The organism is Mesorhizobium sp. M5C.F.Ca.ET.164.01.1.1 (assembly GCF_004792125.1).
GTDB lineage: Bacteria > Pseudomonadota > Alphaproteobacteria > Rhizobiales > Rhizobiaceae > Mesorhizobium > Mesorhizobium wenxiniae.
Genome location: NZ_SRTG01000004.1, coordinates 208,575 through 235,483, shown reverse-complemented (window position 1 = coordinate 235,483; position 26,909 = coordinate 208,575). Strand labels below are relative to the sequence as shown.

At 61.7% G+C, this 26,909-nt stretch carries 28 protein-coding genes and 1 pseudogene; 14 read left to right on the top strand and 15 right to left on the bottom strand.

Translation table 11 applies throughout. The annotated features are described in order from the left end of the window. The first annotated feature begins 13 nt into the window (after positions 1 to 13). Positions 14 to 448 carry a cupin domain-containing protein gene (locus tag EN807_RS23800; protein ID WP_135936915.1) on the top strand — a complete coding sequence of 145 codons (435 nt, stop codon included), beginning with the start codon at positions 14 to 16 and terminating at the stop codon, positions 446 to 448. A 28-nt stretch (positions 449 to 476) separates the two neighbouring features. Here EN807_RS23800 and EN807_RS23795 read toward each other — a convergent pair whose 3' ends face one another. The 3 genes from EN807_RS23795 to EN807_RS23785 all read right to left on the bottom strand — a co-directional run bounded on the left by EN807_RS23795 (position 477) and on the right by EN807_RS23785 (position 2,671). Continuing rightward, complete coding sequence (locus EN807_RS23795) at positions 477 to 1,082, bottom strand: nuclear transport factor 2 family protein (RefSeq protein ID WP_135936914.1); 606 nt, start codon at positions 1,080 to 1,082, stop codon at positions 477 to 479. Continuing rightward, positions 1,030 to 2,010 (bottom strand): CocE/NonD family hydrolase, encoded by a 981-nt coding sequence (locus tag EN807_RS23790; RefSeq protein WP_135936913.1) that lies wholly within the window; start codon positions 2,008 to 2,010, stop codon positions 1,030 to 1,032. The genes EN807_RS23795 and EN807_RS23790 overlap by 53 nt, the downstream gene beginning before the upstream one ends. 157 nt (positions 2,011 to 2,167) lie before the next feature. Next, a complete protein-coding gene (locus EN807_RS23785) occupies positions 2,168 to 2,671 on the bottom strand; it encodes a nuclear transport factor 2 family protein (RefSeq protein WP_135936912.1) in 504 nt (167 codons plus the stop codon). Positions 2,672 to 2,801: 130 nt separating this feature from the next. On the opposite strand from EN807_RS23785, the gene EN807_RS23780 reads away from it, so the two are divergent. The 3 genes from EN807_RS23780 to EN807_RS23770 all read left to right on the top strand — a co-directional run bounded on the left by EN807_RS23780 (position 2,802) and on the right by EN807_RS23770 (position 5,301). After that, a complete protein-coding gene (locus EN807_RS23780) occupies positions 2,802 to 3,710 on the top strand; it encodes a LysR family transcriptional regulator (RefSeq protein ID WP_135936911.1) in 909 nt (302 codons plus the stop codon). 309 nt (positions 3,711 to 4,019) lie between these two features. Continuing rightward, positions 4,020 to 4,784: a copper homeostasis protein CutC gene (locus EN807_RS23775; protein ID WP_246684305.1), complete on the top strand. Its 765-nt coding sequence runs from the start codon at positions 4,020 to 4,022 to the stop codon at positions 4,782 to 4,784. Between the two features lie 19 nt (positions 4,785 to 4,803). After that, a complete protein-coding gene (locus tag EN807_RS23770) occupies positions 4,804 to 5,301 on the top strand; it encodes a GNAT family N-acetyltransferase (RefSeq protein ID WP_135936909.1) in 498 nt (165 codons plus the stop codon). A 10-nt stretch (positions 5,302 to 5,311) separates the two neighbouring features. On the opposite strand, the gene EN807_RS23765 is transcribed toward EN807_RS23770, so the two are convergent. The 5 genes from EN807_RS23765 to EN807_RS23745 all read right to left on the bottom strand — a co-directional run bounded on the left by EN807_RS23765 (position 5,312) and on the right by EN807_RS23745 (position 11,110). Then, positions 5,312 to 6,334 (bottom strand): acyltransferase, encoded by a 1,023-nt coding sequence (locus EN807_RS23765; protein ID WP_135936908.1) that lies wholly within the window; start codon positions 6,332 to 6,334, stop codon positions 5,312 to 5,314. 228 nt (positions 6,335 to 6,562) lie between these two features. After that, the gene (locus tag EN807_RS23760; RefSeq protein WP_135936907.1) at positions 6,563 to 7,360 is read right to left on the bottom strand and encodes a xanthine dehydrogenase family protein subunit M; all 798 of its coding nucleotides are present in this window, start codon (positions 7,358 to 7,360) and stop codon (positions 6,563 to 6,565) included. 95 nt (positions 7,361 to 7,455) lie between these two features. After that, positions 7,456 to 9,807 (bottom strand): xanthine dehydrogenase family protein molybdopterin-binding subunit, encoded by a 2,352-nt coding sequence (locus EN807_RS23755; RefSeq protein ID WP_135936906.1) that lies wholly within the window; start codon positions 9,805 to 9,807, stop codon positions 7,456 to 7,458. 106 nt (positions 9,808 to 9,913) lie between these two features. Then, positions 9,914 to 10,414, bottom strand: a complete 501-nt coding sequence (locus EN807_RS23750; protein ID WP_135936905.1) for a (2Fe-2S)-binding protein — start codon at positions 10,412 to 10,414, stop codon at positions 9,914 to 9,916. Positions 10,415 to 10,678: 264 nt separating this feature from the next. Next, positions 10,679 to 11,110, bottom strand: coding sequence for a nuclear transport factor 2 family protein (locus EN807_RS23745; RefSeq protein WP_135936904.1), 432 nt, complete (start codon positions 11,108 to 11,110; stop codon positions 10,679 to 10,681). Here EN807_RS23745 and EN807_RS36735 point away from each other — a divergent pair. The 5 genes from EN807_RS36735 to EN807_RS23725 are packed head-to-tail and all read left to right on the top strand — an operon-like array spanning position 11,109 to position 14,732. Continuing rightward, positions 11,109 to 11,366 (top strand): hypothetical protein, encoded by a 258-nt coding sequence (locus tag EN807_RS36735; RefSeq protein WP_245477689.1) that lies wholly within the window; start codon positions 11,109 to 11,111, stop codon positions 11,364 to 11,366. The genes EN807_RS23745 and EN807_RS36735 overlap by 2 nt on opposite strands. Next, the gene (locus EN807_RS23740) at positions 11,350 to 12,480 is read left to right on the top strand and encodes an FIST N-terminal domain-containing protein (protein ID WP_246684303.1); all 1,131 of its coding nucleotides are present in this window, start codon (positions 11,350 to 11,352) and stop codon (positions 12,478 to 12,480) included. Before EN807_RS36735 ends, EN807_RS23740 begins: the two co-directional genes overlap by 17 nt. A gap of 9 nt (positions 12,481 to 12,489) precedes the next feature. After that, positions 12,490 to 13,830, top strand: coding sequence for a hybrid sensor histidine kinase/response regulator (locus tag EN807_RS23735; protein WP_135936902.1), 1,341 nt, complete (start codon positions 12,490 to 12,492; stop codon positions 13,828 to 13,830). Between the two features lie 21 nt (positions 13,831 to 13,851). Beyond that, the gene (locus EN807_RS23730) at positions 13,852 to 14,247 is read left to right on the top strand and encodes a DUF4279 domain-containing protein (RefSeq protein WP_135936901.1); all 396 of its coding nucleotides are present in this window, start codon (positions 13,852 to 13,854) and stop codon (positions 14,245 to 14,247) included. 50 nt (positions 14,248 to 14,297) lie between these two features. Next, on the top strand, positions 14,298 to 14,732 hold the full coding sequence (locus tag EN807_RS23725) for a hypothetical protein (RefSeq protein WP_135936900.1): 435 nt from the start codon (positions 14,298 to 14,300) through the stop codon (positions 14,730 to 14,732). Between the two features lie 85 nt (positions 14,733 to 14,817). Here the strand turns inward: EN807_RS23725 and EN807_RS23720 are convergent, their stop codons facing one another. Then, positions 14,818 to 15,501 carry a response regulator transcription factor gene (locus EN807_RS23720; protein ID WP_029353323.1) on the bottom strand — a complete coding sequence of 228 codons (684 nt, stop codon included), beginning with the start codon at positions 15,499 to 15,501 and terminating at the stop codon, positions 14,818 to 14,820. A gap of 157 nt (positions 15,502 to 15,658) precedes the next feature. Here EN807_RS23720 and maiA point away from each other — a divergent pair, with 157 nt between their 5' ends. Further along, positions 15,659 to 16,309: a maleylacetoacetate isomerase gene (gene maiA / locus EN807_RS23715; RefSeq protein WP_135936899.1), complete on the top strand. Its 651-nt coding sequence runs from the start codon at positions 15,659 to 15,661 to the stop codon at positions 16,307 to 16,309. A gap of 32 nt (positions 16,310 to 16,341) precedes the next feature. Then, positions 16,342 to 17,382 carry a zinc-dependent alcohol dehydrogenase family protein gene (locus EN807_RS23710; protein ID WP_135936898.1) on the top strand — a complete coding sequence of 347 codons (1,041 nt, stop codon included), beginning with the start codon at positions 16,342 to 16,344 and terminating at the stop codon, positions 17,380 to 17,382. Between the two features lie 168 nt (positions 17,383 to 17,550). Here EN807_RS23710 and EN807_RS23705 read toward each other — a convergent pair whose 3' ends face one another. Continuing rightward, positions 17,551 to 18,414, bottom strand: a complete 864-nt coding sequence (locus EN807_RS23705) for a DMT family transporter (RefSeq protein WP_135936897.1) — start codon at positions 18,412 to 18,414, stop codon at positions 17,551 to 17,553. 106 nt (positions 18,415 to 18,520) lie between these two features. Between EN807_RS23705 and EN807_RS23700 the strand changes: the two genes are divergently transcribed. Next, on the top strand, positions 18,521 to 19,924 hold the full coding sequence (locus EN807_RS23700; RefSeq protein ID WP_135936896.1) for a PLP-dependent aminotransferase family protein: 1,404 nt from the start codon (positions 18,521 to 18,523) through the stop codon (positions 19,922 to 19,924). 34 nt (positions 19,925 to 19,958) lie between these two features. Here EN807_RS23700 and EN807_RS23695 read toward each other — a convergent pair whose 3' ends face one another. The 4 genes and pseudogenes from EN807_RS23695 to EN807_RS35670 all read right to left on the bottom strand — a co-directional run bounded on the left by EN807_RS23695 (position 19,959) and on the right by EN807_RS35670 (position 22,009). Next, the gene (locus EN807_RS23695; protein WP_095521987.1) at positions 19,959 to 20,459 is read right to left on the bottom strand and encodes a MaoC family dehydratase; all 501 of its coding nucleotides are present in this window, start codon (positions 20,457 to 20,459) and stop codon (positions 19,959 to 19,961) included. A 246-nt stretch (positions 20,460 to 20,705) separates the two neighbouring features. After that, on the bottom strand, positions 20,706 to 21,134 hold the full coding sequence (locus EN807_RS23690) for a phasin family protein (protein WP_095521986.1): 429 nt from the start codon (positions 21,132 to 21,134) through the stop codon (positions 20,706 to 20,708). Positions 21,135 to 21,230: 96 nt separating this feature from the next. Beyond that, positions 21,231 to 21,362: pseudogene (locus EN807_RS23685) on the bottom strand (DUF445 family protein); the annotation flags it as partial. 29 nt (positions 21,363 to 21,391) lie between these two features. After that, positions 21,392 to 22,009 (bottom strand): hypothetical protein, encoded by a 618-nt coding sequence (locus tag EN807_RS35670; protein WP_189522567.1) that lies wholly within the window; start codon positions 22,007 to 22,009, stop codon positions 21,392 to 21,394. A gap of 143 nt (positions 22,010 to 22,152) precedes the next feature. Here EN807_RS35670 and EN807_RS23680 point away from each other — a divergent pair, with 143 nt between their 5' ends. Then, positions 22,153 to 23,445 carry a DUF445 domain-containing protein gene (locus tag EN807_RS23680; RefSeq protein WP_082982228.1) on the top strand — a complete coding sequence of 431 codons (1,293 nt, stop codon included), beginning with the start codon at positions 22,153 to 22,155 and terminating at the stop codon, positions 23,443 to 23,445. A 108-nt stretch (positions 23,446 to 23,553) separates the two neighbouring features. Beyond that, the gene (locus EN807_RS23675) at positions 23,554 to 24,039 is read left to right on the top strand and encodes an HMA2 domain-containing protein (protein WP_135936895.1); all 486 of its coding nucleotides are present in this window, start codon (positions 23,554 to 23,556) and stop codon (positions 24,037 to 24,039) included. 42 nt (positions 24,040 to 24,081) lie between these two features. On the opposite strand, the gene EN807_RS23670 is transcribed toward EN807_RS23675, so the two are convergent. Further along, positions 24,082 to 26,886 carry a cation-transporting P-type ATPase gene (locus tag EN807_RS23670; protein WP_189522558.1) on the bottom strand — a complete coding sequence of 935 codons (2,805 nt, stop codon included), beginning with the start codon at positions 26,884 to 26,886 and terminating at the stop codon, positions 24,082 to 24,084. Between the last annotated feature and the right edge of the window lie 23 nt (positions 26,887 to 26,909).

Sequence of the window (26,909 nt, the reverse complement as noted above, 5' to 3'; positions counted from 1 at the left end):
CTTGGGGGGAATCATGCGAAAAATTCTGATATCGACGACGCTGCTGCTAACGGCAGCCCTGTCCGCAACCGCCGCGCACGCGCTGGACGCCAGCGAGACCCCGGTTGTCGTGACCCCGCTTGCCTCGCGCACCGAGACGGCGTCCGGCCAGCCGATCACGCTGCCGCAGAAGAACGTGCAGGTCCTGGTGTCGTCCTATGAGATCGCGCCGGGCGCGACGTTACCGGTCCACAAGCACCCGTTTCCCCGCTATGCCTATGTCCAGGGTGGGACGCTTCAGGTCACCAATGTCGAGACCGGCAAGAGCACCACGTACAAATCAGGCGATTTCATCATCGAAATGATCGGGCAGTGGCATCAGGCTACTAATGTCGGCGCCGATCCGGTCAAGCTGCTGGTCATCGACCAGGTCGAAGAAGGCACCAAGAACACGGTGTTGCGCCAGTAGCTGGCAACAGTGGCCACCAGCCGGCTGCTCACTTCGCCGCCGCGTTCACCCGATCAGCGGCGGCGGCCAGCACGGCGCGGTCGCCTTCTTCGTACAAGCGGCGGATAGCGATGGCGCTGACGCGCCAGCCTTCGGGCGTTCGCACCAGCCGGTGTAGATAGCTGGCGCCGACTGTCCAGAACCGGGTGTCGAACCAGTGGGTGGCGCGGACGTGGCTGCGCGCAACCGCATCGTTGCCGGCGCCTTCGACAACGATGTTGGTGATGAGGTGCTGGGTGGCGTCGAAACCCGGCAGAAGGCCTTGCCACTGGGCAATCAGCGCGTCGCGGTCGCTGGTCGCAACCTCACCACCGAAAAGGTTGGTATAATTGGTCGTGATGCGGGCCGCGAAATAGGACCTGACCCGGTTCCATTCGCGCAAATCGGCATAGAGGCCGATCCCCGCCACTGCCTCGGCGATGGCGGTCTTGCTTCGATTGTCAGCGCAGCCGTGGACTGCGTGCTCAAGGCCGGCAAGGAAGTAGCTGCTAGCGTCGCGGCGAAGACTGCCGAGGCCACGACCTGCCGGCGGGTAACGGGGCTCATTGTCCTGCCTCCCCTGCATCGCCCAGCGTGGCGCTGAAATGCGCAGCAACGGCGTCACTCGCGGCCTTCACCGGCGCAGCGCGGTCGTAGAAATCGAACTGGGTGACGTTGTCGAGCCACAGCTCCTGCTTCGGCCCGGTCAGCCGTGCGTAGAATTTGTGCGCGCCCTGCGGGATGGCAGCCGCCTCGCTATGCACCATCAGAAATGGCTGATGCAGACGCGGAGCAGCCCGGATCGCATCGAATGTCAGCCAGCCGCGCCAGAAGGCCGGATCGGCCTCGTTGCGCCAGGCCGGGATCATCCCGCGATCGGCCTCGGTGTAGTAAGGCACCTTGAACATGATCGCACGCTCGTCGGTCGGGCTGGCGGCGGGCAGCAAGGCCTGCTTGCCGGTGCGGCGATACGCAGCCTCGGCCGCATCGCCCGCGGCTTCAAGCCTGGCGACGCCTTCCTTGCCGCCATAGGTCTCCTCGACCACCTTGGCATCATGCAGCCACGGCGCAACGAGGGCGACCGATTTGATCGCGGCATCTTCAGCGGCGGCAGTGACCATGTAGCCGGAGCTGGCGCAAATGCCGAGCCCGCCGATGCGGTCCTTGTCGGTCTCGGGCCGGGTCGCGAGATAGGCGACCGCCGCTTCGATATCGGCGATCTTGGCGCTGGGATCCTCGTATTGGCGACGTGCACCGCCGCTTTCGCCCCAGCCGCGGAAGTCGAAGGTCAAGGCTGCGAATCCGCGGTCGGCCATCTCGCGGGCATAACGGGCCGGCATCTGTTCCTTCACCGTCATCCAGGCGCCGGTCACGACCAGCGCGGGCCGAGGTCTCGCCGGGTCCAGATCCTCGGGCAGATAGAGGTCGCCGACGATCTGCTCACCGTGCGAGGCGAAAGTGACGCGCTCGACCCGCGGTGCGGCGAAGGCGCTGGAGCCGAGCGCGACGGCGGTTGCTGCCGCTAGCGCCAGGTTTTTCAGCATTGCAAGTCTCCTTGGCTTGGCGCCGGAGCGCGGCGGGTTGAGGCAAGCCGCCGTCTAAAGCGCGTCGCGTTTGACCGGCCTCATGCGACGCGCTTTAGGTTGTTGTTTTATGCATGTCGTTATCGCAAAACCGCTGCGCACTTTTGCGCGACATGCACTAGCGGTCACCCGCCAGTCGGCCGGGCAGTGGCTTCAGCGGGTAGTGCGTCCAGTAGAAGGCGTCCGACTGGTACATGTCGGTCAAAAAATTCTGTGCCTCGGCGATCTTGCCGTCCTTGATGCGAAACATCAGGGCATAGAGCTGGTCGATCTCGGGACCTGAGCCGACGTTCGACCAGCCGCGATGGATGTCGACGACGAGATCGCCCTGCGCCTGGAAGAAAATCGGCTCAGCCCTAAATTTGCCGTCGGCCAGACCACGGAAGAAGGCGACCACTTCCTCCGGTCCGCGCTTGTCGCCGGCCAGCGGATGATGGCCGGGAATGCGCCATACGATGTCGGGCGCGAGGAAGGGCCGGACGGCCTCCGGGTTCCCGGTCGCATAAGCTGCGTAATAGTCCTTGATCAGCTGGATGTTGCGGTCTTCGTGCGGACCGCCGTTCGCGGGAGCGGCAGACACCGCGAGGAGAGCGCCGGCGGCAAGCGAAGCGAGCCTGGTCATCGATCCTGTCTCCTTGCCTTTCGAGTTGCCTTTCGAGCCGTCGCAACGGCGAGGCTAAATCCAGCATGAGGCTTTTTCTTCCCCGGAAAAACCCGTATAGTTCGACAAGGCTATTTGGAATAACCTAATAATGCGCCTCGACCAGTTCAGCGGCATCGTCGCCTTCGTGAAGGTTGCGGAGGCCAGGAGCTTCACCCGCGCCGCAGCCGAACTCGGCGTCGCTCCGGCCTCGTTGAGCGAGGCGGTCAAGGGGCTCGAGGAGCGTCTGGGGGTGCGGCTTCTCAACCGCACGACCCGCAGCGTTGGCCTGACCGAAGCCGGCGCCCACTACCTCGACCACGTGCGCCCAGCGGCCGAAGAGATCCGGGCGGCTGGCGCGGCGCTGCGCGAGGCTCGCGACCGCCCCGCCGGAACATTGCGCCTGAGCCTGCCGTGGATTGCCGCACCACTGCTGATCGAGCCGCTGATGGGGCCGTTCATGGACGCTTACCCGGAAGTGCGGCTTAACCTGATCTTCGACGACAATTTCGTCGACATCGCCGCTCAGGGCTTCGATGCCGGTCTGCGGATCGGCGAGCTTCTCGAGAAGGATATGATCGGCGCGCGTCTGGGCGGGCCGCTGCAGACGGTCGTGTTGGGGAGCCCGGACTATCTGGCGCGTAACGGCACACCGAAGCGACCCGCCGACCTCGCCGCCCACTGCTGCATCGCCTTCGCCTTCACCCGCACCCGCGCCATCTCACCCTGGGAGTTCGTCGTGGACGGACGCCAAGTCGAGTTCACGCCCGACGCACGTCTGGTCGTGAACACACTTCCGCTCTGCATCACCGCCGCCGCGCAAGGGCTTGGCCTAGCCTTTGCCGTCGAAGGCCTCGCTGCGCCGCTTCTCGCCTCAGGCGCGCTGGTCAAGGTGCTGGAGCCTTTCTGTCCCACCTACGAACCGCTCCACCTCTATTATCCCAGCCGCCGCCTCGTCCCGCCGAAGCTGCGGGCCTTCATCGACTTCGTGCGCGCGAACGCGCACAATTTGCGGATCTGATGCGCCGCCGCGAAACCAGCCACGGCGCATATCGGCGAGCCGGTCCGCCTGACCCCCATGTGGTCTCCTTCAGACGCGTGTTTTGGGTGGGTGCGTTCTGCCGAGCCGGATGTCGCTCCGTCTATGCCAAACAATAACTGTTCGGTTATTAACTTGTCCATAACTAACTAGTTATGAATGTGTCGAGTGAAGAATTGGCAGCAAGCAAACGGCAACGACCTGTCGCGCCTTGACCCAACAGTTCCGGCTTTCGCGGCAAGGAGCCCGATGCTAGGGCATGACCAACTCGATTTCGCCAACGGATGCTCCGTGACCAACACCGAACGCCCTCGCCTGCCGCTGATCGAAATCTGTGTCGAAGGCATAGACGGCCTGCTGGCGGCGCAAGCAGCCGGCGCCGACCGGGTCGAGCTGTGCGCCAGCCTCATTGAGGGCGGCATCACGCCGAGTTTTGGCACCGTGCGCGCGGCCCTTGAGCTGGCGACGATCCCATTCCACGTCATCGTGCGGCCGCGCGGCGGCGACTTTCTCTACAGTGAAGCCGAGTACCGTTCGATGCTCACCGATGTGCGCGCGCTGAGCGAGCTTGGCGTAGCCGGTATCGTCGTCGGCTGCCTGAACGCCGACGGCACCATCGACGAAAAGCGCATGAGCGAATTGGTGCAGGCGGCAGGACCCTTGAACGTCACCTGCCACCGTGCCTTCGACATGACACGCGATCCGGCCGAAGCGCTGGAAGCGCTGATCCGCAGCAAGGTCGGCCGCGTGCTGACCAGCGGCCAGCGCGATACCGCATTGGAGGGCGTAACCCTGCTGGCGGACCTCGTCCGGCAGGCGGGGAAGCGCATCATCATTCTCGGCTGCGGCGGGCTCGACCCCAGGAACATCGCCGAAGTGCGGGAAAGAACCGGACTGACGGAAATGCATTTCGCCGCGCTCAAGGACGTGCCGAGCGCGATGCGCTACCGTAATCCCCAGGTTGGCATGGGCGGCACCGACCTCGACCGCGAGTACCGCAACACCGTGACCGACGCGGCGCTGGTGGCGGCGACGATTGCGGCGGCGAGAGCATGATCCCGAAGAAAGAAAACACGTGACGCAAGCACGCCTGCCGATCGACCAGGTCTCGCCGCAGGACGAGCCCGCCGTCCTCGCCCTCAACAACGAGCACGCGGCCGAGTTGTCCTGGCTCGAACCCGAGCGCCTGTCCTTCCTGCTCGGCGAAGCGTTTTATGCGCGCCGCATCGGTGGGCTCGAAGCCTTCATCATGACCTTCGACCAGAACGCCCGCTACGACAGCCCGAACTTCCTGTGGTTCCGCGAGCGCTATCCGCGCTTCGTCTATGTCGACCGCATCGTCGTTGCAGGAGAAGCGCGTGGTCGCGGCCATGCCCGCAGGCTCTATGAGGATCTGTTCGACCATGTATTGCATGCCGGCCAGACCATCGTCACTTGCGAGGTGAATGCCGAGCCGCCCAATCCGGCGTCGGATGCGTTTCACGCAGCGCTCGGCTTTGTCGAAGTCGGCGACGCGGTGATCCACAGCGGCAAGAAGGCGGTCCGCTACTATACCAGGCAGATCACCGGCTGAGGCGACAGCCCTACCAATTGCGGTTCAGCCAGCCACGGGCCGGCTTTTCGACGATGTAATAGCTGCACAAAGCGCAAGCGAACGCCCCGGCCAGCATCAGCAGCGGCGCACTGCCCTGTGAATAGAGGAATTTGTAGAACGGCTGCTGCCACAGATAGAGCGAATACGACCACAGTCCCAGCGTCGCCATCGGCCAGCAGGACAAAAATCCGGTCAGGTACCGTGTGCTGAAATCGAGCGAGTTGACGGCGAGCGCCAACAGCGGCACCGCGACCAGATAATGGATCGGCGTCGGCACCGCATCCATGAACAGAAGAACCGCCCCGACGGACGCCGCGACGGCGACATGCGGCCCCTTGAACAAGGCTGGCAGCCTGTCGTCGGCCTTGAGCAGGCATATCACCGCCGACAGCAGGATCGAGGCGATGTGCACGTCGGTCCGCCAGTAGGTGGTCTCGTAGTCCATTGCGAAGACCCAGTACGAAATCGCGCCGTTTGCCATGGCCAGCACCGACAGCGCGCTGAGCAGCATGACGACGCGGGCACGCCCTGAAACGAAAAAACTGATCAGTGCCAGGATGACATAGGCATGTTCTTCGACGCATAGCGACCAGATATGGTCAAGCGCGCCGGCGCGGCTGACGAGAATCCCGGCATAATTGTAGGTGAATGTCAGCGCCGTCAGCGCCGCCTTCCATTTGAAGGCGACAAACGTGCCGGACAAGGCAACCATCGAAGCGACGACGAAAATTAGCAGCGCCGGATAAATGCGGGAGAACCGGCGCTTGAAGAACGCCTTGAGCGGATAGCGTTCGACAAAGAGAATCTCGGCCATGAGCCGGCCGCTGAGCACGAAGAAGAACTCGACGCCCATGACACCGAGGTTGATTCCGGGAACGGGAAAGAAGTGGCCGATCAGCACCAGTGCGATCGACAGGCCGCGCCATCCGTCGAGATAGGCCAGCCTTGTTCTCGACGACGTGTCGGCGGCGGAGCGGGACACGACAAGCTGCGCCGCGGAGATATCCGTCATGCCGGTCCTTTCGCATTTGAATGATGCGAAAGGGCTGCAGGCTGTAACCGTGCGCTCCGAGCCCCGGCTCGCATTCCTCCATGCATATTGCAGTGCAATAGAGCACTGTGCAAGTGCGAGATGGCCACACTTTGGCTGTACGGCCGTAATGCCCGAGAGCGACGAGAAAGGGGCCGCGATGGCCCCTTCCCCAAAGCTGACAAACCCAAGACCCGGCGATCGGTATCTTCAGGCGTTGGCGGCAGCCACCGCGCGCTTGGCCATCACCACGATCAGATTGGCGCGATAATCGGCCGACGCATGGATATCAGTCATCAAATCATTCGCCGGCACTTTCACTCCGTTGAGGGCAGCGGCGTCGAAATTCGTGGCAAGTGCCGCCTCGATTTCCTTCGAACGAAAGACGCCGTTGTCGCCGGCCCCGGTGACGGCGACGCGGACTCCGTCCGCGCCCTTGGCCACGAACACACCGACGATCGCATAGCGCGATGCCGGATTGCGGAATTTTTCATAGGCCGCCTTGGCCGGCGCTGTGAAGGTCACCGCGGTGACGATCTCGCCGTCCTCCAGCGCCGTCTCGAACAGGCCGGTGAAGAACGCGTCGGCGGCGATCTCGCGCCTGTTGGTGACGATAGTGGCGTCAAGCGCAAGAAGTGCTGCCGGATAATCGGCCGCCGGGTCATTATTGGCGATCGAGCCGCCGATCGTCCCCTTGTAGCGTACGGCCGGATCGCCGATCAGAGAAGCCATGTGGGCCAAAGCCGGACAGGCCGTCTTCAGCCTCTCGTCGCGGGCGACGTCGTAATGCGTGGTGCCGGCGCGGATGGTGATGGTGCTGCCCGACACCTCGATGCCTTTCAATTCCTCGATATGCGAAAGGTCGACGAGATCGGACGGTGCGGCAAGCCGCGTCTTCATCGCCGGGATCAGTGTCATGCCGCCCGACAGCAGCTTCGCATCGCCGCTCTCTAGCAGCTTGACGGCATCAGCGACCGAGGCGGCACGGTGATAGTTGACTGAGTACATGGGATGCTCCCGCGAAGTGAATTGGTGAGTAGTCAGTAGTGAGTAGTTTCAGTGTTTCTCTACTGACTGCTCACTACTGACCATTCACCCCTTTTTCAGTGTTTCGTCGTCGCCCGGATCGCTGCCCAGACCGTGGACGGCGATGCCGGCATGGCGATATCGGTGATGCCGATGGCGTCGGTGATGGCGTTGATGACTGCCGGCGGTGAGCCGATGGCGCCGGCCTCGCCGCAGCCCTTGATGCCGAGCGGATTGCCCGGGCACGGCGTGTTCGAGGTCGAGACCTTGAACGACGGCAGGTCGTCGGCGCGCGGCATGGTGTAATCCATGTAGCTCGCAGTCAAAAGCTGCCCGCTGGCGTCGTAGCGGGTGCCCTCCAGCAAGGCCTGGCCGATGCCCTGGGCGACGCCGCCATGCACCTGGCCTTCGACGATCATCGGGTTGATGATGTTGCCGAAATCGTCGGCGGCGACGAACTGGACGATCTCGGTGACGCCGGTTTCCGGATCGATCTCGACCTCGCAGACATAGCAACCGGCGGGGAAGGTGAAGTTCGACGGATCGTAGAATGAGGTCTCCTTCAGCCCCGGCTCCATGCCGCCCGGCAGGTTGTGTGCGGTGTAGGCGGCAAGCGCCATTTGGAACCACGGCACTTGTCTGTCGGTTCCGGTGACCTTCAATGCACCGTTTTCGATGACGATGTCGCCCTCGTCGGCCTCGAGCAGATGGGCGGCGATCTTCTTGGCCTTGGCCTCGACCTTGTCGAGCGCCTTGGCAACGGCCGACATGCCGACGGCGCCCGAGCGCGAGCCATAGGTGCCCATGCCCATCTGGACCTTGTCGGTATCGCCATGGACGATGGAGACGCTGTCGATCGGCACGCCGAAGCGCTGGTTGACCAGTTGCGCGAAAGTCGTCTCATGGCCCTGGCCATGGCTGTGCGAGCCGGTCAATACTTCGATCGTTCCGGCGGCGTTGACGCGTACCTCGGCTGATTCCCACAGGCCGACGCCGGCACCGAGCGAGCCGACCGCCGCCGACGGCGCCAGCCCGCAGGCCTCGATATAGCAGCTCATGCCGATGCCGCGCAGCTTGCCATTCGCCCTGGCGGCCGCCTTGCGCTGGGCAAAACCGGCATAATCGGCAGCCTCCATCGCCGCGTCCAGCGAAGCGGCATAATGGCCGGCGTCGTAGTTCATGATGACCGGCGTCTGATGCGGGAACGACGTGATGAAGTTCGTCCGACGCAGCTCCGCCGGCGACACGCCCAACTCGCGTGCGGCGGTTTCGATCGTGCGTTCGAGCAGATACGTGGCCTCCGGCCGCCCTGCCCCGCGATAGGCATCGACCGGCGCGGTGTTGGTGTAGACGGCGCGCACATTGGCGTGGATCGCCGGAATATCATACTGGCCCGACAACAGCGTCGCGTAGAGATAGGTCGGCACACAGGACGAGAACAGCGACATGTAGGCGCCGAGATTGGCGATCGTGTCGACCTTCAGCCCGGTGATCCTGTTGTCCTTGTCGAAGGCCATTTCGACCGTCGAGACATGGTCGCGGCCATGGGCGTCGGTGAGGAAGCTCTCGGTGCGGTCGGCGACCCATTTGACCGGCACGCCGGTCTTCTTCGAGGCCCACAGGCAGATGATTTCTTCCGGATAGATATAGATCTTCGAGCCGAAGCCGCCGCCGACATCCGGCGCGATGACGCGCAGCTTGTTTTCGGGCGCGACATTGTAGAAGGCGCTCATCACCAGACGCGCAAGATGCGGGTTCTGCGAGGTCGTCCAGCACGTGTAGTGGTCCTCGGCCTTGTCGTAATAGCCTAGTGCCGCACGCGGCTCCATGGCGTTGGGCACCAGCCGGTTGTTGACAATCGTCATGCGGGTGACGTGGGCTGCGGCCTTGATTGCCGCGTTGGTCGCCGTGCTGTCGCCGAGCTCCCAGTCGAAAATCAGATTGCCGTCGGCTTCCGGGTGGATCTGTGGTGCGCTCCTTTCGAGCGCCTTCGGAGCATTGACGACCGCCTTCAGTTCTTCGTAGGTGATGTCGACCGCTTCGGCCGCGTCGCGCGCCTGCCCCTTGGTTTCGGCAACCACGACGACCACCGCGTCGCCGACATAGCGGACCCTGTCGAAGGCCAGCGGCGACCACGCCCCCATCTTCATCGGCGAGCCGTCCTTGGAATGGATCATCCACCCGCAGATGAGATTGCCGATGCCGTCGGCCTTGAGCTCCTTGCCGGTCAGCACGCCGATGACGCCCGGCATGGCCTGGGCCTTTTTGACATCGATCTTCTTGATCTCAGCATGCGCGTGCGGGCTGCGCACGAAGGCCGCATGCTTCATGCCGGGAACCACCATGTCGTCGACATAGCGCCCTGCGCCGGTGATGAACCGCTTGTCTTCCTTGCGCGCTACACGAGCGCCAACACCTTCAATGCCCATAAGAATTCCTCCGGAATTTAGGGGAGTAGGTGAATAGGCAGTAGGCAGTAGGGAAATTTTTGCTCCTGGTTCCCTACTGCCTACTGCCTACTGTCTATTGCCCTGTTCATGCCGCCTGCTTGGCACTGCCCTTCGCCCCCTTCGACATCGTCTCCGATGCAGCGAGGATCGCCTTCACGATGTTGTGGTAGCCGGTGCAGCGGCAGATATTGCCTTCGAGCTCGGCCCGCACCGTGGCCTCGTCGAGGCCTTCGGGGTGACGGTTGATCATGTCGGTCGCCGTCATGATCATGCCCGGCGTGCAGAAACCGCACTGCAGTCCGTGATGCTCCTTAAACGCCGCCTGCACCGGATGCAGGTCGGCTCCGTCCGCCAAGCCTTCGATGGTCACGACGTTCGACCCGGAGGCTTGGACCGCAAGCATTGTGCAGGACTTTACCGCCTTGCCGTCGACATGGATCACACAGGCGCCGCATTGCGAAGTGTCGCAACCGACATGCGTGCCGGTGAGTCCAAGATTCTCCCGCAAGAAATGAACCAGCAACGTGCGGTCTTCGGCAGTGCCGCTTACCCGCTTTCCGTTCACCGTCAACGATATGTCCGACATGAAACCTCCCTGGGTGCTACCTTGGTCGTTCTGGCGTCGGTGGCGCCGAGCCCTCCATCTGTCCGCTATTTTCTTAATACCGCATGAAGCACCGGGAAAAAGTGCCGCGGAATGCCGAGATTGCGAGAATGCAGTTCGTCCCAGAAACCGCATATTGTACTTTCGGTCACGCAAAGACAGGGACACGGCGGAACGCAGCGAAACCATGATCGCCGTGCGATGCTGCCTTCCGCGCATGAGCGGCTGGGGCTGGCCAAGCCGATTTCAGCCGATGCCGTGTTTTCTGAGAACCTCCTGCTCGTCGCCTGACACCCACCCAAATATTTTAGGATCTCCGCCCAGCTTCTGGACGAGGTAGTGGACGTCGAAATCGATCGTGACGTCCGGTCGGTCTTTGCGAGCGTAGGACGACGTCCAGGCGACGTGGGCAACGCAGTGATGCTCGTCTATCGGCGAGATGCGCACATCCCGTATCCGCATCTCCTTCGTGCCGATCGCTCGATAATGAGCATAACCTTGCTCCATAACTTGCTTGAGCTCGTCGTCGTTCTTCCCGACCATGACGCCGGCAGGCGACGCCGCAATGAAGGCGGAGGCATAGACTGATGTGACTTCGTCCATGTCGGCATCGCCGGCGAGAGATTTCCGGAAAAGCTGCTCGTACCTTTCGAACACCTTCCTGACCTGCGCTTCCATGGATCACGCTCCCTCCAGTGTGGTTTTGGATTTGAAGTTTGAACCTGATGCCGTCAAAGATACAGAAACTTCAAATCCATCGTGTTGGCTCATTGCCAAAGCAGCACTTGAAGACAACAATGACTTCGACGCCGGCGCGCCAAACGCACAAAAAAGAGCCGCGCACAAAAAGAGCGTCGGAGGAATCGAGGAGGAAGCCGCTGGCCAGTTCACGGACGCGCTATGCATGCGGCCTATCGGTGCTCACCACGGATGAGCCCGACGCCAATCTGTTCACCCAGGCGATCGCGGCCGAAGCCGCAGCCATCGGTGCCGGTTTCGCCCTGCTGTTTTTCTCCCAGAGCCTTGTCGATGCGGCGGCCCTGTCGGACGCGCTGAAGATCAACGCACCGGCACTTGCCTATGCCGGCTGCTCCACCGCCGGCGAAATCACGCCGCGCGGTCTGGAGGAAGGCCAGATCCTCGCCTTGCTGCTTCCGTCAGCATCGTTTTCGGTCGCAAGCACTATGGTCGACAGTCTCTCTTCGTCGGGCATGGACAGGATCACCGGTGAAGTCGGGGCACTGCGGCGCTCGCTGCAGGGCCGCCTCGGGTACGAACGGACCAACACCACCTTCGCGCTCTGCTTCATCGACGGGCTTTCCTATGCCGAAGAAGCGGTGACCTCCGCCATCCACTGGGGGCTCGATGACATTCCACTGATCGGCGGTTCGGCGGGCGACGATCTGAAATTCGAGACGACGCGGCTGATCTCGAACGGCAAGGTTGCCTCCGACTGTGCCATCATCGTGCTGATCACCACGGAAATTCCTTTCCGCGTGTTCAAGACCGACAATTTCGTTCCCACCGACGAGAAGCTTGTGGTGACCGCATCCGATCCCGATCACCGCACCGTGCGCGAATTCAACGCCACCAATGCCGCGGAGGAATACGCCGCCTCGGTCGGCGTCATCCCGCAGATGCTGACGCCGCTGAGTTTTGCCTCGCACCCCGTGGTGGTGAAAGTGGGCGGCGAATTTTACTGCCGCTCGATCCAGAGGATGCACGCGGACGGCTCGCTGTCGTTCTTCTGCGCCATCGACGATGGCGTCGTCCTTTCGATCGCCCAGCCCAAGAACATGGTTGAATCGACACGTGCCGCCTTTAGGGATGTCGAGGAAAGGCTTGGCGGCATCGACATGATCCTCGGTTTCGACTGCGTGCTGCGCAGGCTCGACGCGCTCAACCGCCAGGTCTTTCGGGAGATTTCGGAACTCTACAAAGTCAACAATGTCATCGGCTTCGGCACCTATGGCGAACAGTACCGGTCGATGCATCTGAACCAGACTTTCACCGGCATCGCCTTCGGAGAGCGGCAGGCGGCGGAGTAGGAGGTTCTCATGCCGCTCAGGAACATCAACGACCTGGAGAAGCTGAAGAAGATCAACGCAGCCCTTGTCAGCCGCGTCGAGCGCTCGATGGACCAGCAGGCCAATGCGTTCTCGCTGTTCCAGACCGCGATTTCGCTGGAGAATCGAGTGCGTACGCGCACCGAGGAACTGCACTCGACGCTGCGTAGATTGGAACAATCCAACATCGATCTCAGTGCCGCCAAGGAAAACGCCGAACTGGCGAACCTGTCCAAGACCAGGTTCCTGGCAGCCGCCAGCCACGACGTGCTGCAACCGCTGAACGCCGCGCATCTCTCCGTCTCAGCGCTGGCCGAAGTGCAGACCAGCGACGAGGGCAAGAAACTCGTCCGGCAGGTCGAGCGGTCGCTGGAAACGATGGAGGACCTGCTCCGCACCCTGCTCGACATTTCCAAGCTCGACGCCGGCGTCGTGCAGCCCGATATCGGCGACGTCAGCCTGGAGATGCTGTTTTCGTCGCTGCGCTCGGATTTCCTGCCGGTCGCCGAAATGAAGGGCCTGACGCTAAAATTCCGGCCAGTCAATGCTGTCGTGCGTTCGGACCGCACCTTGCTGCGCCGCATCCTGCAGAACATTCTTTCCAACGCGCTGCGCTACACCCGCTCCGGCGGGGTGCTGGTCGGCACCAGGCATCGCGGCGACACGATCCGTATCGATGTCGCCGATACCGGCTGCGGTATCCCCAACGACCAGCGCGAGGCGGTGTTCGAGGAATTCCACCGCGGCACGATCCCGACCGATGCCGGGCTTGCCGGCGGCGGGCTGGGATTGGGCCTGGCGATCGTGCGCCGCATTGCTGCCGCACTCGGCCATCCCGTGACGTTTTCGTCGAAGGTCGGACACGGCACGATCTTCCATATCGACGTTCCGGTCGGGATCGGCGCCACCGCCGACGCCATCGCCGGCACCGCCGACATGGAGCGGCCGCGCGGCTACGGGCTGTTCGGCACAAAGGTGCTGCTGGTCGAGAACGACATCGAGGTGCTGCAGGCGATGACGTCCCTGCTCGAACGCTGGCAATGCCTGGTGCGCCCCGCCACCTCGACCGGTGAGGCGCTCGACATGCTTGGCGATACGGACTGGGTGCCGGACATCGTCATAGCCGACCAGCATCTCGACGGCGGCGATCTCGGCACCACGACCATCGCCGAGGTCCGCGATCATCTCGGCCGTGCCGTGCCGGCGCTGATCGTCACCGCCGACGGTTCGGAGACGGTTGCCAAAGCTGCCCGCGCCGCCGGCATCGAGCTGATGCGCAAGCCGCTGAAACCGGCACAACTGCGCGCGCTGCTGGCGCATCTCTTGGCTTGAGAAGTGGCCACCGGAGAGAAAATGACCAGGATTACTGCATTTCTGTCAGTGACATCGAAGACGCTGGCTCCGCATGAGATATCCGACTTCCTGGAAATTGACGCCGACAGGGAAGTCGTGAAGGGCAGTCAGAGGACGCCTCCTCGGTCACGGCCTAAGAACAATGGCTGGAACATCGGCTGCAGATTCCAAGAGTATGTAGATCTCGACTTCGCCATTGGTGAACTGGCTAAGCGGCTTGGTGAAAAGGTAGAAAATTTATCTCGACTGCGTCACCACGAATATCTGAATGAGATATCCGTGAAGATAGCGATAGCTCCGGAACATGGGGAAGTCCCCCTGTTTTTCTCCAGAGAGACGATTGCCTTTCTAAGTAAAATCGGAGCATCGCTTGATATCGAATATTTTCCGGAATAGATCCGTGCGGCATGATCGCTGATCCTACGGGCCGGTCCAGTTAAATCAAAATGATAGTACAATTCTACGGCATCACCTTCGACCTTCCCGACGGATGGGAAGACATAACTGACGACCTCCCCGAGGGATCGCCGCCTACCTTAGTTAAAGAATCAGATGCCGGCGGCGCCCTTCAATTCTCTATTGCGAAATATCGAAGCGGGGAAAAGCCAAACGCAGATTTCGATGTTCTTAGAACGTTTATGATCGAGTTTTGTCGAAACAATTTCATAGATGTCGAGCGGATTTTTGAAAGAAAATTTGGCGACGTAATGTATGTTGGCGTTTCGTCGCGGACTACAGATCAAACCTTATCGGCCTGGTATTTGTCGAATGGAAACGATTTTGCATTCGTGACCTACCTCGCGCTAGGCGAGGAATACGATCTCATCGATGAGGAATTAGGCGAAACGAGAGAAATCATTTCGTCTATATCGTTCGAATAGGGACCAGCAGATCAAACGCCTTTGAGACATTCACCTGATCGCAGCGCCTTGCTGCTTCGTTTGCAGGGGCATCGGCACCGACCCCTCAAAACCCCGCCTGGCCGCGAAACAGCTCGGCACTGTCGAGCTTCGAGACCTCGATGACGGCTTGTGTGCGGCTGTAGACGTTGAGCTTGCGCAGGATCTCGGAAACATGCGCCTTGACGGTGGTTTCACCGACCTGCAGCTCGTAGGCGATCTGCTTGTTTAGCAGGCCCTGGCGCAGCATCTGCAGCACCCGCAATTGCTGCGGCGTCAGTTTGGCAAGGCGCTGCACCATCTCGGCGCGGTCGGTGCTGTCGGCGTCCGGCGGCTGGCCTTCATAGGTTTCGGGCACGTAGATCGCACCTTCCATCACCGAGCGGATGGCGGCGGCCAGATCGCTCTTGCGCGCCGATTTCGGGATGAAGCCGGCCGCGCCATAGGACAGCGCCTCGGAAATGATCTTGGGCTCCTCATGCCCCGAAACGATGACCACCGGCAGGCGCGGATAGCGCGTCCGAAGCTGCAGCAGCCCGTCGAAGCCATGCACGTCAGGCATGCTGAGGTCGAGCAGCGCGAGATCGAAAGGCTTCGCATCCGCCAGAAGCTCGAATGCCTCGGTGATCGAACGCGCCTCGACAGTGTCGACGTCCGGATAGGCCATTTGCACAGCGCTGTGCAGCGCCTCGCGAAACAGCGGGTGGTCGTCGATGATCAGAAACCTGGCGCTATCGTTGACTGCGGTCATTGGCGTTCGTTTCACTTCAAGGCAGGATAGAATAGCCCAGCAACCATGGCCAGATTATTGGCAAATAGTACATCGCCATCCCTGGCCGAAGGCGGAGATGGCAATTTCCGGACCACCATGCCTTGCCCGGTCGGCCAAATCGGCCGAATGTGCAGAAATGAGCGACCTCGTCCTTCACAACTACTACCGCTCCTCCACCTCCTACCGGGTGCGGATTGCGCTGGAGATGAAGGGACTGACCTACCAATACGTGCCGCATCATCTGCGCCACGGCGAGCATCTGGAGCCCGCCTACCTCGCGGTCAATCCGCAAGGGCTGGTGCCGGCGCTGATCCTCGACGACGGCACGCTGCTGACGCAATCGCTGGCGATCATCGAATTTCTCGACGAGACCCGGCCCGAACCGCCGCTTTTGCCGCAGGACGCGCTTGGCCGGGCCCGCGTCAGGATGCTGGCGCAGATGATCGCCTGCGACATCCATCCGGTGAACAATCTGCGCGTGCTGACCTCGCTGCGCACCCTGTTCGGCGCCGGCGACGCGGATGTCGCCAACTGGTTCCGGCACTGGGTGAACGAAGGTTTCCAGCCGCTTGAAAAGATTCTGGCTTCCTCGTCCGAAACCGGGACATTCTGCCACGGCGACACGCCGGGGCTGGCTGACATCTGCCTGGTGGCTCAGGTCGCCAGCAATGCGCGTTTCGGCGTCGACCTGACGCCCTACCCGACGATCACACGTGTCCACGCCGCCTGCATGGCGGTGCCGGCCTTTCAAAAGGCAGCACCGGCGAACCAGATCGATGCCGAATAGAGCGAGTTGGATTAAAGCGTGAGGAATTGCCGATGAAAGCCGTTGTCTTCGAAAAATTCGGCGAAACGCCGACGATCCAGACCGTTCCCGATCCGGAGCCGGCACTGGGCGGCGTTGTCATCAAGGTCGAGGCGACCGGGCTCTGCCGCAGCGACTGGCATGGCTGGATGGGCCATGACGACGGCATCCGCCTGCCGCATGTGCCGGGCCACGAGCTTGCCGGCGTCGTGGTGGCCGCCGGCCGGCAGGTGACCCGCTGGAAGATGGGCGAGCGCGTCACCGTGCCGTTCGCCGTCGGCTGCGGCCGCTGCTTCGAATGCAGCTCCGGCAACCATCAGGTCTGCGAGCATCAGTCCCAGCCCGGCTTCACCGGCTGGGGATCGTTCGCCGAATATGTCGCCATCGACCATGCCGACACCAATCTGGTCCGCTTGCCGGACGAGATGGAATTCGCCACCGCCGCCAGCCTCGGCTGTCGTTTCGTCACCTCGTTCCGCGCCATTGTCGACCAGGGCCGGGTGACGCCCGGCGAATGGGTGGCCGTGCATGGCTGCGGCGGCGTCGGCCTGTCGGCGATCATGATCGCCAGCGCCATGGGCGCCAACGTGATTGCCATCGACCTGACCGACGAGAAGTTGGACTTCGCCAAAAAAATCGGTGCGGTGGCGACGATCAACGCCGCGAAGACGCCGAACGTGGTCAAGGCGGTCAAGCAGATCACCAATGGCGGCGCGCATATGTCGATGGACGCGCTCGGCCATCCCAGTACCTCATTCAACTCGATCGCGAATCTGCGCCGGCGCGGTCGCCATGTGCAGGTCGGGCTGATGCTCGGCGATCACGCCAGGCCGCAGATCCCGATGGACAAGGTGATTGCCTTCGAGCTCGAAATCCGTGGCAGCCACGGCATGCAGGCCTACCGCTACCAGGCGATGATGGAGATGATCCGCACCGGCAAGCTGAGGCCCGATCTTCTGGTCGGCAAGAAGATCAGCCTCGACGAGGCGCCCGCGGCCTTGATGGCGATGGGCGGTTTCGAAGGCATCGGCATTGGCGTGGTGACGAAGTTCTAGCCAAGTCGGCTCTCCCTTCTCCCCCTGTGGGCGAAGGTGGCCGCGAAGCGGTCGGATGAGGGGTGTTCCAGCTTGGCACGTGGGCGTTCCGGCCAGCACCCCTCAACCGTTGGCGCTGCGCGCCAATCCACCTTCTCCCACAAGGGGAGAAGGAAGAAGGGCCGGCGCCTACCGCGCATATTTCTTCGCACCGATCACGCAAAGCACGACGGCAGCAGTGACCGCGATCATGGCAGGACTGACCTGTTCGTGCAGCAGCATTGCTGCCAGCCCAAGGCCGAAGAAAGGCTGGAGAAGCTGCAACTGTCCGACCGCAGCGATGCCGCCTTGCGCCAGTCCGCGATACCAGAACACAAAACCGATCAGCATGCTGAACAGCGAGACATAGGCCAGGCCGATCCAGGCGGCCTTGCCGACGCTTTCGAGCGACAGCGGCATGGTGATGAGCGTCAGAGCCAGCATGACCGGCAGCGACAGCACCAGCGCCCACGAGATCACCTGCCAGCCGCCTAGCTTGCGGGACAGCGTGGCGCCTTCCGCATAGCCCAGTCCGCACAGGATGATTGCGGCCAGCATCAGCATATCGCCAACCGGCGAGGCCGAAACGCCATGCGTCACCGCAAAACCGGCAACAAGGGCGCTGCCAAGGCACGAAAACAGCCAGAAGGCCGGTTTGGGGCGATCGCCGCCGCGAATGACGCCGAAGATCGCGGTCGCCAGCGGCAACAGGCCGACGAAAATGATGGAATGGGCCGAGGTGATGTGCTTGAGCGCCAACGCGGTCAGCAACGGAAAGCCGACCACGACGCCGAGCGCCACAATGGCCAGCGACAACAGGTCCCCGCGCTCCGGACGCTTCTGGCGAAAAATGAGCAGAAGCGCGAGGCCGAGGATGCCTGCCGTGGCAGCGCGGGCGACGGTTAGGAAAGCCGGATCGAAATCCATCACCGCCACGCGCGTTGCCGGAAGCGATCCGCTGAAAATCAGAACGCCCACAAATCCGTTGATCCAGCCACCCGCCGTCTTGTCCATCGCATGCTCCTGATGTTCTCGCCCTCTATCGGGCCGGACGTATGGCGCTACCAGAGACAATGAGGTACAGTTTGATAAAACTGTCATGGTAGGGCGAGCAGTACGGATGGACGAGCAGGCGACGGCAAGTGAGGGCAGCGTGACGCTTGTTGAAAGTGTCATGTCGACGATCAGGCACAGGATCGCCGCGCGCAGCCTCACACCGGGAACACGACTGCCTTCGCTCCGGGCTTTCGCGAGAACCATGCAGGTTTCCAAATCCACCGTGGTCGAAGCCTATGAGCGCCTTGCGGCGGAGGGAATCATCCGCTCGCGTCCAGGTTCGGGTTTTTATGCCGCCGGACCGCTGGCTCCCTTGTCACTGGCCGAGATCGGCCCCAGGCTTGACCGTGCTGTCGATCCGCTCTGGGTTTCGCGCCAGTCGCTGGAAGCCGGCGACGGCGTGCTCAAACCCGGCTGCGGCTGGCTGCCTACCTCGTGGATGCCGGAGGCTGGATTGCGCCGGGCACTGCGGACAATGGCACGCGGCGATGATGTCACGCTGACGGATTACGGCACCCCGCTCGGGCTGGCGCCGCTGCGTCATCTGCTCGCACGGCGCATGGCAGAGCACGGCATCGAAGCCTCTCCCGACCAGATCATGCTGACGGAATCGGGCACCCAGGCCATCGACCTCCTCTGCCGGTTCCTGCTCGAGCCGGGCGACACGGTGCTGGTGGACGACCCCTGCTATTTCAACTTCCATGCCCTGTTGCGCGCTCACCGGGCCAACGTGGTCGGCGTTCCCTATACGCCGTCGGGGCCGGATATCGAGCTATTTGCGCAGGCGCTGCTCGAGCACCGGCCGCGCCTCTACATCACCAATTCTGCGCTTCACAATCCAACGGGTGCAATTCTGTCGCCGGTCGTCGCCCATCGATTGCTCAAGCTCGCCGACCAATCGGATCTGACGATCATCGAAGACGATATCTTTGCCGACTTCGAACACACGCCCGCACCCAGGCTGGCGGCGTTCGACGGCCTTGGTCGCGTCGTCCATATCGGCAGCTTCTCCAAGACGCTTTCGGCGTCGGTGCGCTGCGGCTTCATCGCGGCTCCGCGCGACTGGATGGAAGGGCTGACCGACCTGAAGATCGCCACGTCCTTCGGCGGCGGACGGCTTGCCTCCGAACTGGTGCTGACGCTGCTGAAGGACGGCAGCTATCGCAAGCACGTGGATTTGCTGCGCACGCGGCTTTCACGCGCCATGGCTGAGACAAGCACCCGCCTGAAGGCAATCGGCATCACGCCGTGGATCGACCAGCCGGCCGGCATGTTTTTGTGGTGCAGCCTGCCGGAAGACGTGGATGCAGCTGAAATGGCCCGCCGCGCCTTGTCGGCCAATGTCGTTCTGGCGCCCGGCAATGCGTTCAGCCTGTCCCAAACTGCCAGTCGTTTCCTGCGCTTCAACGCCGCGCAGTCCGCAGACGAGAGAATTTTCAGGACGCTCGAAGTGGCGATGTCGCGTTGATTTTCGCTGTCACGAAAATGCAGCGCTTCGCCCCTCACGCCCCTGCCCGCCTGCGCCGCCGCTCATAGAGCATAACCAGCGTTTCGGCGGTCAGCGCCGGCTTCTGCTCACCTTCGATCTCAACGATGTTGGCGGCCTTCATTAGATACTGGCCGGGGCCTTTGTCCTCCATGGACAAAAGCGTGATGCGCAGCCTGATGCGTGCGCCGGCCCTGACCGGCGCCAGGAACCGCACCTTGTCAAAACCATAGTTGAAGACGGCTTGCGTGTTTTCGGGCACGATGCCCATATCGAGCGCCAGCGCGCCGATGATCGACAGCGTTAGATAGCCATGCGCGATGGTGGCGCGAAACGGGCTCTGCCGCTTCGCCCGCTCTGGATCGACATGGATCCATTGGCGATCGCCCGTACATTCGGCGAACTGGTCGATGCGGCTCTGGTCGACCGTCGTCCAGTCCGACACGCCAAGCTCCTGCCCTGTCATCGTCCTGAGCTGTTCGTAGGTCGGCGGCGTCCTCAGCCGTGTTTGCGTCATTCCTGCTTTCCCGATCGCTTGCCCTGCCTCCGGACCACGAACCGGCCGCCTCTGTCAATTCGCTCCGCGCCTTCCGCTGCGGTATCCCAGACCGGATCGCGTCGGTGCCGGTGTCCAGCGCCGGAAACAGGTTCATCCGGGCAAGAGGACACTTGTGAGCCCCGCCTGGGCCAAGGACCAACAATACGGCTTTCAGGAGCCGGACATGACGGGAGAAAAATCCGCCTGCTTTGGTGTGGGAACAGCTTACTTCTTATCGTAGCTGCTGCGGATTTCCGCCATCGCCTCCTTGATGCGGTCGCGCAGGATCTCGACCGATTCGGTGCCGGATTTCCTGGTCAGTTCGGCCACCTCGCCGGCATTCTTCAATGCGGTCTCGAAGGATTTCCTGGCGAACGCGGCTTGCTTGGCCATCAACTCCCGAGGATCGCCCGGCGCCCTGTAGCTCTGCGCCATGTCGGCGATCTCGTGCAGTGTGTCCTGCAGCATCTCGCGCTGTCTGGAGAGCAGCGACGACGCTCCGGCGGCACTCGCCCTGGCTGATTTTTCCAGTGCCTCGAGGTTCTTGCGATGATGGTTGAGGATCGCCTCGACATCGACGTTCGGCAGCTTCAGGTCGCGGCCGAACCTGCCGAATATGTCCATGAAGGTGTCGGATTCCGGTCGCTTTGCCATGCTGGTTTCTCCCCTGTTGCTGCGAATGCGGCACCTGAAGAGAACAATAGGGCACTGGAGCTTCGCGGTCCAATCGGAGGCGCAACACATCGCAGCTCAGTCGACGAGGAACAGCCGTTCCGCGGTATGGAGCACGACTCCGGCAATGCCGCCGATGACCATGCCGTTGAAGCGGATATATTGCAGGTCCCTGCTGATGTTCATCTCGATCAGCCCGGTGAGCTGGGAGCTTGACCTGATCGGCGGCGTGTCAGTCGCTAGAGGGTCTTCGGATTTCGATTCGTCCGATTGGCTGGCGCTTGCATTTCGGGGCTGGAGCCGGACAGCTGCCTGACGACGAACGCATAGAAGAGGAGGGATGATGCCGATCCCGCCCATCGGCCCGTTGTCAATTGCAGAATTCCAAGGCCGCCAAAGACCAGCGCAATATATGGATTCTTGAGAATTCGTAGCGCACCGAACGCATTCCAGAAGTTTTCGGTGGCGGGACCCAATCCATGGCCTCGCGTCGCCTGATAGGCGGCCAAACCCAACAGGCCGATTACGGTCGCTATGTCCCCTTCCAACGCGAGGGTCCTGTCGTCCGCCATGTTTCCCCTCGGAGGCGGCGGCCCTTGGCGAGGCGGCGGCGAAGATGTCTCCTGCAGGTCGAACACTTCGCAGTCGGCCGCAATTTTGCGAATCGAGGGCAAATCCGTCTTGTGCACGATGATAAAGCTTCCGGTCATCGGGTTCGCCCTCAAACCGGCAATCTCCGGATAGTTCGAGAGCTTGTCGATTGCCGAGCGGAAATAGGACACGTCGCCGCGGAAATCGGAAACTCTAACCCGAAGGCGCCCCGACATGGTGTGTTCGACTCTTGCTTTCGGAAGCATGACTCGCCTGCTCGTTGGAATCCTGTCTGCGCCCCGATGCCAGCTGGTCTTTTCGCCGCACTCCTTTGTATTGCCTTCAGCCTCGCATATCGAGGAGTCTTGCACCAGAGTACTCTGCTCACTGATTATCCAGGAATCTCGCTATGCCGGCAGTTTCGTCTTCTCCCCTTTCAGTTCCCGAACAACTCACTGATGCGAGCGCCGGGGACGACCAAATCGCCATCCGGCGTCAGCGTCGCAACCGCGCCTTCGCTAACGGTCTCCTTGGAGCAATGGCAGGAATCGTAGTAGGCACCCATTGGGTAGACGATCCGGGATTCGCGACATTGCTGCTGCGTGCAGGCGCGGAGGCGGGCGTGGTCGGGGGACTGGCGGACTGGTTTGCCGTCACGGCGCTGTTTCGCCACCCTTTGGGTGTCCCGATTCCGCATACCGCTATCATCCCGAATAGCAGGGATCGCATTGCCAGAACGCTCGGGCGCTTCATCGAGCGGCACTTCCTCACGGCGGACGTTGTCCTTGCCAAGTTGCGCAGTATTGGTGTCGGACACCGCTTCGCCACCTGGGTTGCTCTTCCTTCCAGTGCCGATGCGATCGCCGATACGATCGTGGACGCACTTCCATACCTGATCCGATCCGCGGGAAGCCCTGACCTGCTGAACTTCGCCCATCGCACGCTTGGCGAGCAGCTTCGGCAAGCTGACTTTACGCCTGTCCTCGGCCGTGTTCTTCACGCGCTGACGGTCAGCGGAGAAGCCGACGTCGTATTCGACCGGGCCATCCAAGCTGCCGAAAAATTACTCCGGGAGAACAGCGGCCAGATCGAAAAACTTGTGCAGGAACGCAGTCGCTGGTGGATACCGAAGGCCATAGACCGCCGGATAGCTGCTGCGCTTATTTCAGGTGTGATCGAAGTATTGCACAAGCTGCAGGAGCCCGAAGGTGACGCGCGGCTGAAATTCCGGGAAGCAATTTTGGACCTTATCCACACCCTGCAAACGTCTCCCGAGCAGCGGGAGCAGATAAACGCAGCCAAAAACCGTTTGCTCGAGCACCCCGGAATTCAGGCATGGCTCGGTTCAATCTGGGCCGACCTGTCGGAGCTTGCTCTACAGGATTTGCAAGCGCCTTCGTCGAAGACGCGCGCCAGCCTTCATCGTGGGCTTTCACTTTTCGGACAGGCGCTTGCAACCGATGAGGCAATGCAGAAACACCTCGACTCTGCACTGGAACGCTTGGCGCTTTATATCGTCTCGTGGCGCGGCGAGATCAGCTCCTTCTTCAGCGACGTCGTCAGGAACTGGGACACGAAAGCTCTATCGGATCGCCTCGAGTTGGTGGTCGGGAGCGATCTTCAATACATCCGCATGAATGGAACCATCGTAGGCGCGCTCGTCGGATGCCTCCTCTACCTCGGAACATGGGCAATTTCCTGAGAGAATCGTGCTGCCTTCAAAGCTTTCGACTGTCATCAAGCCTTCGTGCGAATCTCCTATTCAACTCGCGAAAGGCCGCCCTGGCGGCATCAAAGCGAGCGAACGAGAATGCATCTTCAAAGAAGCGCACATGTCGTCCACTGCGTGCCGGGCCGTCTGCGGATCAAGATTCCCGCTGCACGCAATCAGATCGAGTTTTTCGCCAATCTGCAGCGACAGCTTCTCGGTGCCGAAGGCGTATCCAGCGTGACAGTCAATCCCACGGCTGCAAGCCTGGTGATCATGCATGAGCGTGGTGTCGATCCGTTGGCTGTTTGCCGCGGCATTCCATATCTGGCGTTTGGATCGTCTGTTCGTTCTGTCGTGACGAATGGTCGCGCCGACGCTGCTAACGGGCACGAACTGGACCTGGTGTTCCTGCTGGCAAAGCTTCTGCCCTTCGTTTTCGCGAGGCATCCCGCTGCCCAATTGGCAGAGGTCTTCGCCGAGCCGGTACTTCGTGCGGTTGTTGGCGCAGTGACGCGTCCGCAGTCCCACCAATTGCCGAGCGCAGTGTACGAGGAATCCCAACAACCTATGCGGATCGCAGCGTAAGGTCGGGTACAACTACACGCGTGCCGGCAGGCAGTTACACTCTTACTCGCGGGTCCATACCAGTTCGCCCTCGGCGGTATCACGCCGTGATTTCATCCATTCCATGACAAGGAATGGGAGAGTTCCGCCGGCGAGGGTAATTATGGCGTCTGTTCCGGTCATCGGCGCTATCCCGAGAAGGCGTCTCACAAACGGCATTAAGAGGCAGCCGGCCTGAACGGCCATCGATCCGCCCAGGATCAGTGAGAGCGCATGATTGGGCTGGCGCGGGCTACGGTCAAAGATACTGTGCGACTCGGAACGGGACGTGATGGCGTGAAGAAGTTGTGCCATCACCAGGCTTTCGAAAGTCATGGTCCTCGTGGTTGGAGAATCCAATCCATGGCGCGAGGCTCCGAAAAGGCTCACCGCAATCGCTCCGCCGCTCATGATCGCAGACTGCGCGGCAAGCCGCCCGATTTCCTTCCGTCGCAATATTGCCGTGTCACCTTCTTTCGGAGCATGTCGAAGGATGTCGGATTCAGGCGCTTCCATCGCCAGTCCGATGCCGGGAAGCACGTCCGAAATCAGGTTTATCCAGAGAAGCTGCATCGGCGAGAGCGGTGCTCCGATTCCGACCGAAGTACCCGCCAAAACCAGCAGTACCTCGCTGAGATTGGTGCTGACCAGGTAGCGAATGGTCTTCCGGATGTTGCGGTGGGTCGTGCGACCCGTTTCGATGGCGGTGGCGAGTCCGCCGAGACCACCGGTGTGGATGATGACGTCCGCGATTTCCCTGGCGGCATTCATGCTCTGCTGCTCGCCGATTGCTATGCCCACATCCGCAGCCTTCAAGGCAGGGCCGTCATTCACCCCGTCGCCGACCATCGCCACCGTGATGCCGGCTTCCTGAAGGGAGCGAACGATTTGCAGCTTTTGCGCCGGGCTGACGCGACTGAACGCCTGCGCGCGCCGAGCGGACCGGGCAAGCTCGTCCGAAGTCATTGCTTCGAGGTCCGGGCCATCGACAATTTCCACCTTGCCTCGACCGTTCAGCCCGATACGCTCGCTGACGGCAGCAGCCGTTGCCTTCTGATCACCCGTGAGCATGATGGTCTGGATACCGGCCTCGTGCAGTTGGCCCATCAGTTCGCTGGTACCTGGACGCACTTGATCAGCCATCCCAACCAGCCCAAGCCAGGCGAGGTCTCGAGCATCATGCCCATTCGGCTCGGAACCTTTGGCCTGCCCACGCGCGACGCCCAGTACGCGAAGAGCCTGAGATGCCATTTCCAGATTTATTTTCCCGATGGCGGCGCGCCGTCCCGGGGTGAGTTCTCGCTCGGTGCCGCCCGGCAGGATTTCGGTGCGGCAACGCGCCAGAACCTCGTGCGGGCTCCCCTTCATGGCGGTCAGCGTGCCATCTTCCGTCGCATGTTGCGTTACCATGAAGCGATACGTTTCGGTCCTGCGCTGAATCGATATCCGGACAAAGCGGTTGCGCAGAGACGCAACGTCCACGCCAACGTCGAGAGCAGCCTGGACGAGGCATCTGTCGGTCGGCGAGCCGTTCAAACGCAATCCTTCTTCCGTCTGAACAATCTCGGTATCATTGCACAGGCAGCATGCTTCCAGCAGGTTGCGCAACGCGTTCTGCGCGCCCCTATCCCCATTGATCGAGTAAGCAACGTCGCCAATCCTGATCGTATCGACATCGATGCGGCCGAGGGTCAGCGTTCCCGTCTTGTCGAAGCAAACAACCCGCGCCGCCGCCAGCGTCTCGATGGCATCTAGCTTGCGGATGAAAACACCTTCACGTCGCAGCTTCTCGATGCCAAGAGCAAAGGTGGTCGTTGCCACCATCGGCAGACCTTCAGGGACTGCTGCGACGGCAACAGACATTGCCGAGCGGGCCATCTGGAAAAGACCGATGCCGCGCAGCCAGCCTACAGAGAAAAGACATGCGCAAGCACCCAACGTCAGCCAGCCGAGCCGCTGTCCGAGGTCCTTGAGCTCCCTTTGGAGAGGCGTTTCAGGGGTGAGCGTGGCACCGACCAGCCGCTGTATTCGTCCCACCTGGGTGAGCGAACCTGTCGCCACCACGATCGCGCGCCCGCTGCCTCCAGTCACGATAGTTCCGCGATAGATCATGTTTGAACGGGCCCCAAGAGGTACGTTCACCCATTCGATGGCACCCGCAGCCTTCTGAATGGGTGCGCTTTCGCCCGTCAGCAGGGCTTCACTAATGGTCAATGCCTCTTCACTCAGCAGACGCGCATCGGCCGGGACAACATCTCCGCGTTGCACCGCGAGCAGGTCCCCAGGAACGATCTCGCGAACCGGGATAGCGACCTTGACTCCGTCGCGCACAATCTGTGCGGTTTGGGGCCCCTTCGCTCCCAAACTTTGGATCGTCCGTTCCGCACGACTTTCGGTTTGGTAGCCGATGACAGCGTTCAAGCCGACAACTGCGAGAATCACGGCGGCTTCGAATGCGCCGCCGGTGAGAATGGAGATCGATGCGGCACCAAGAAGCATTGCAACCGGCAAGCTTTGAAATTGGTCCGCAAGAATGCTCGCGCTTGACCGTGGCTGAATGTTTTCGAGGAAATTGGGACCGGTGCCTGCCAACCGCCGCAGGGCTTCATCTCCCGGCAGGCCAGTGTCTGCCGAAGCCTCCAGCTTGAAACACGACTGTTTTGGCGAAAGCGTATGCCACTCGGGGCCGGCATCGGGCATTTCGCCCGGTGCAATGATCTCACCTCGCAATAAAGCTTCGAGATACTCAATGATGGAATCGAGGCCTGACGTTACTTCAAATTGGATGACGACATTTCCGGTCACGTCGCTCGCGCTGATGCTGGACACGCCAGGCGCCGCGTGGCCTCCCC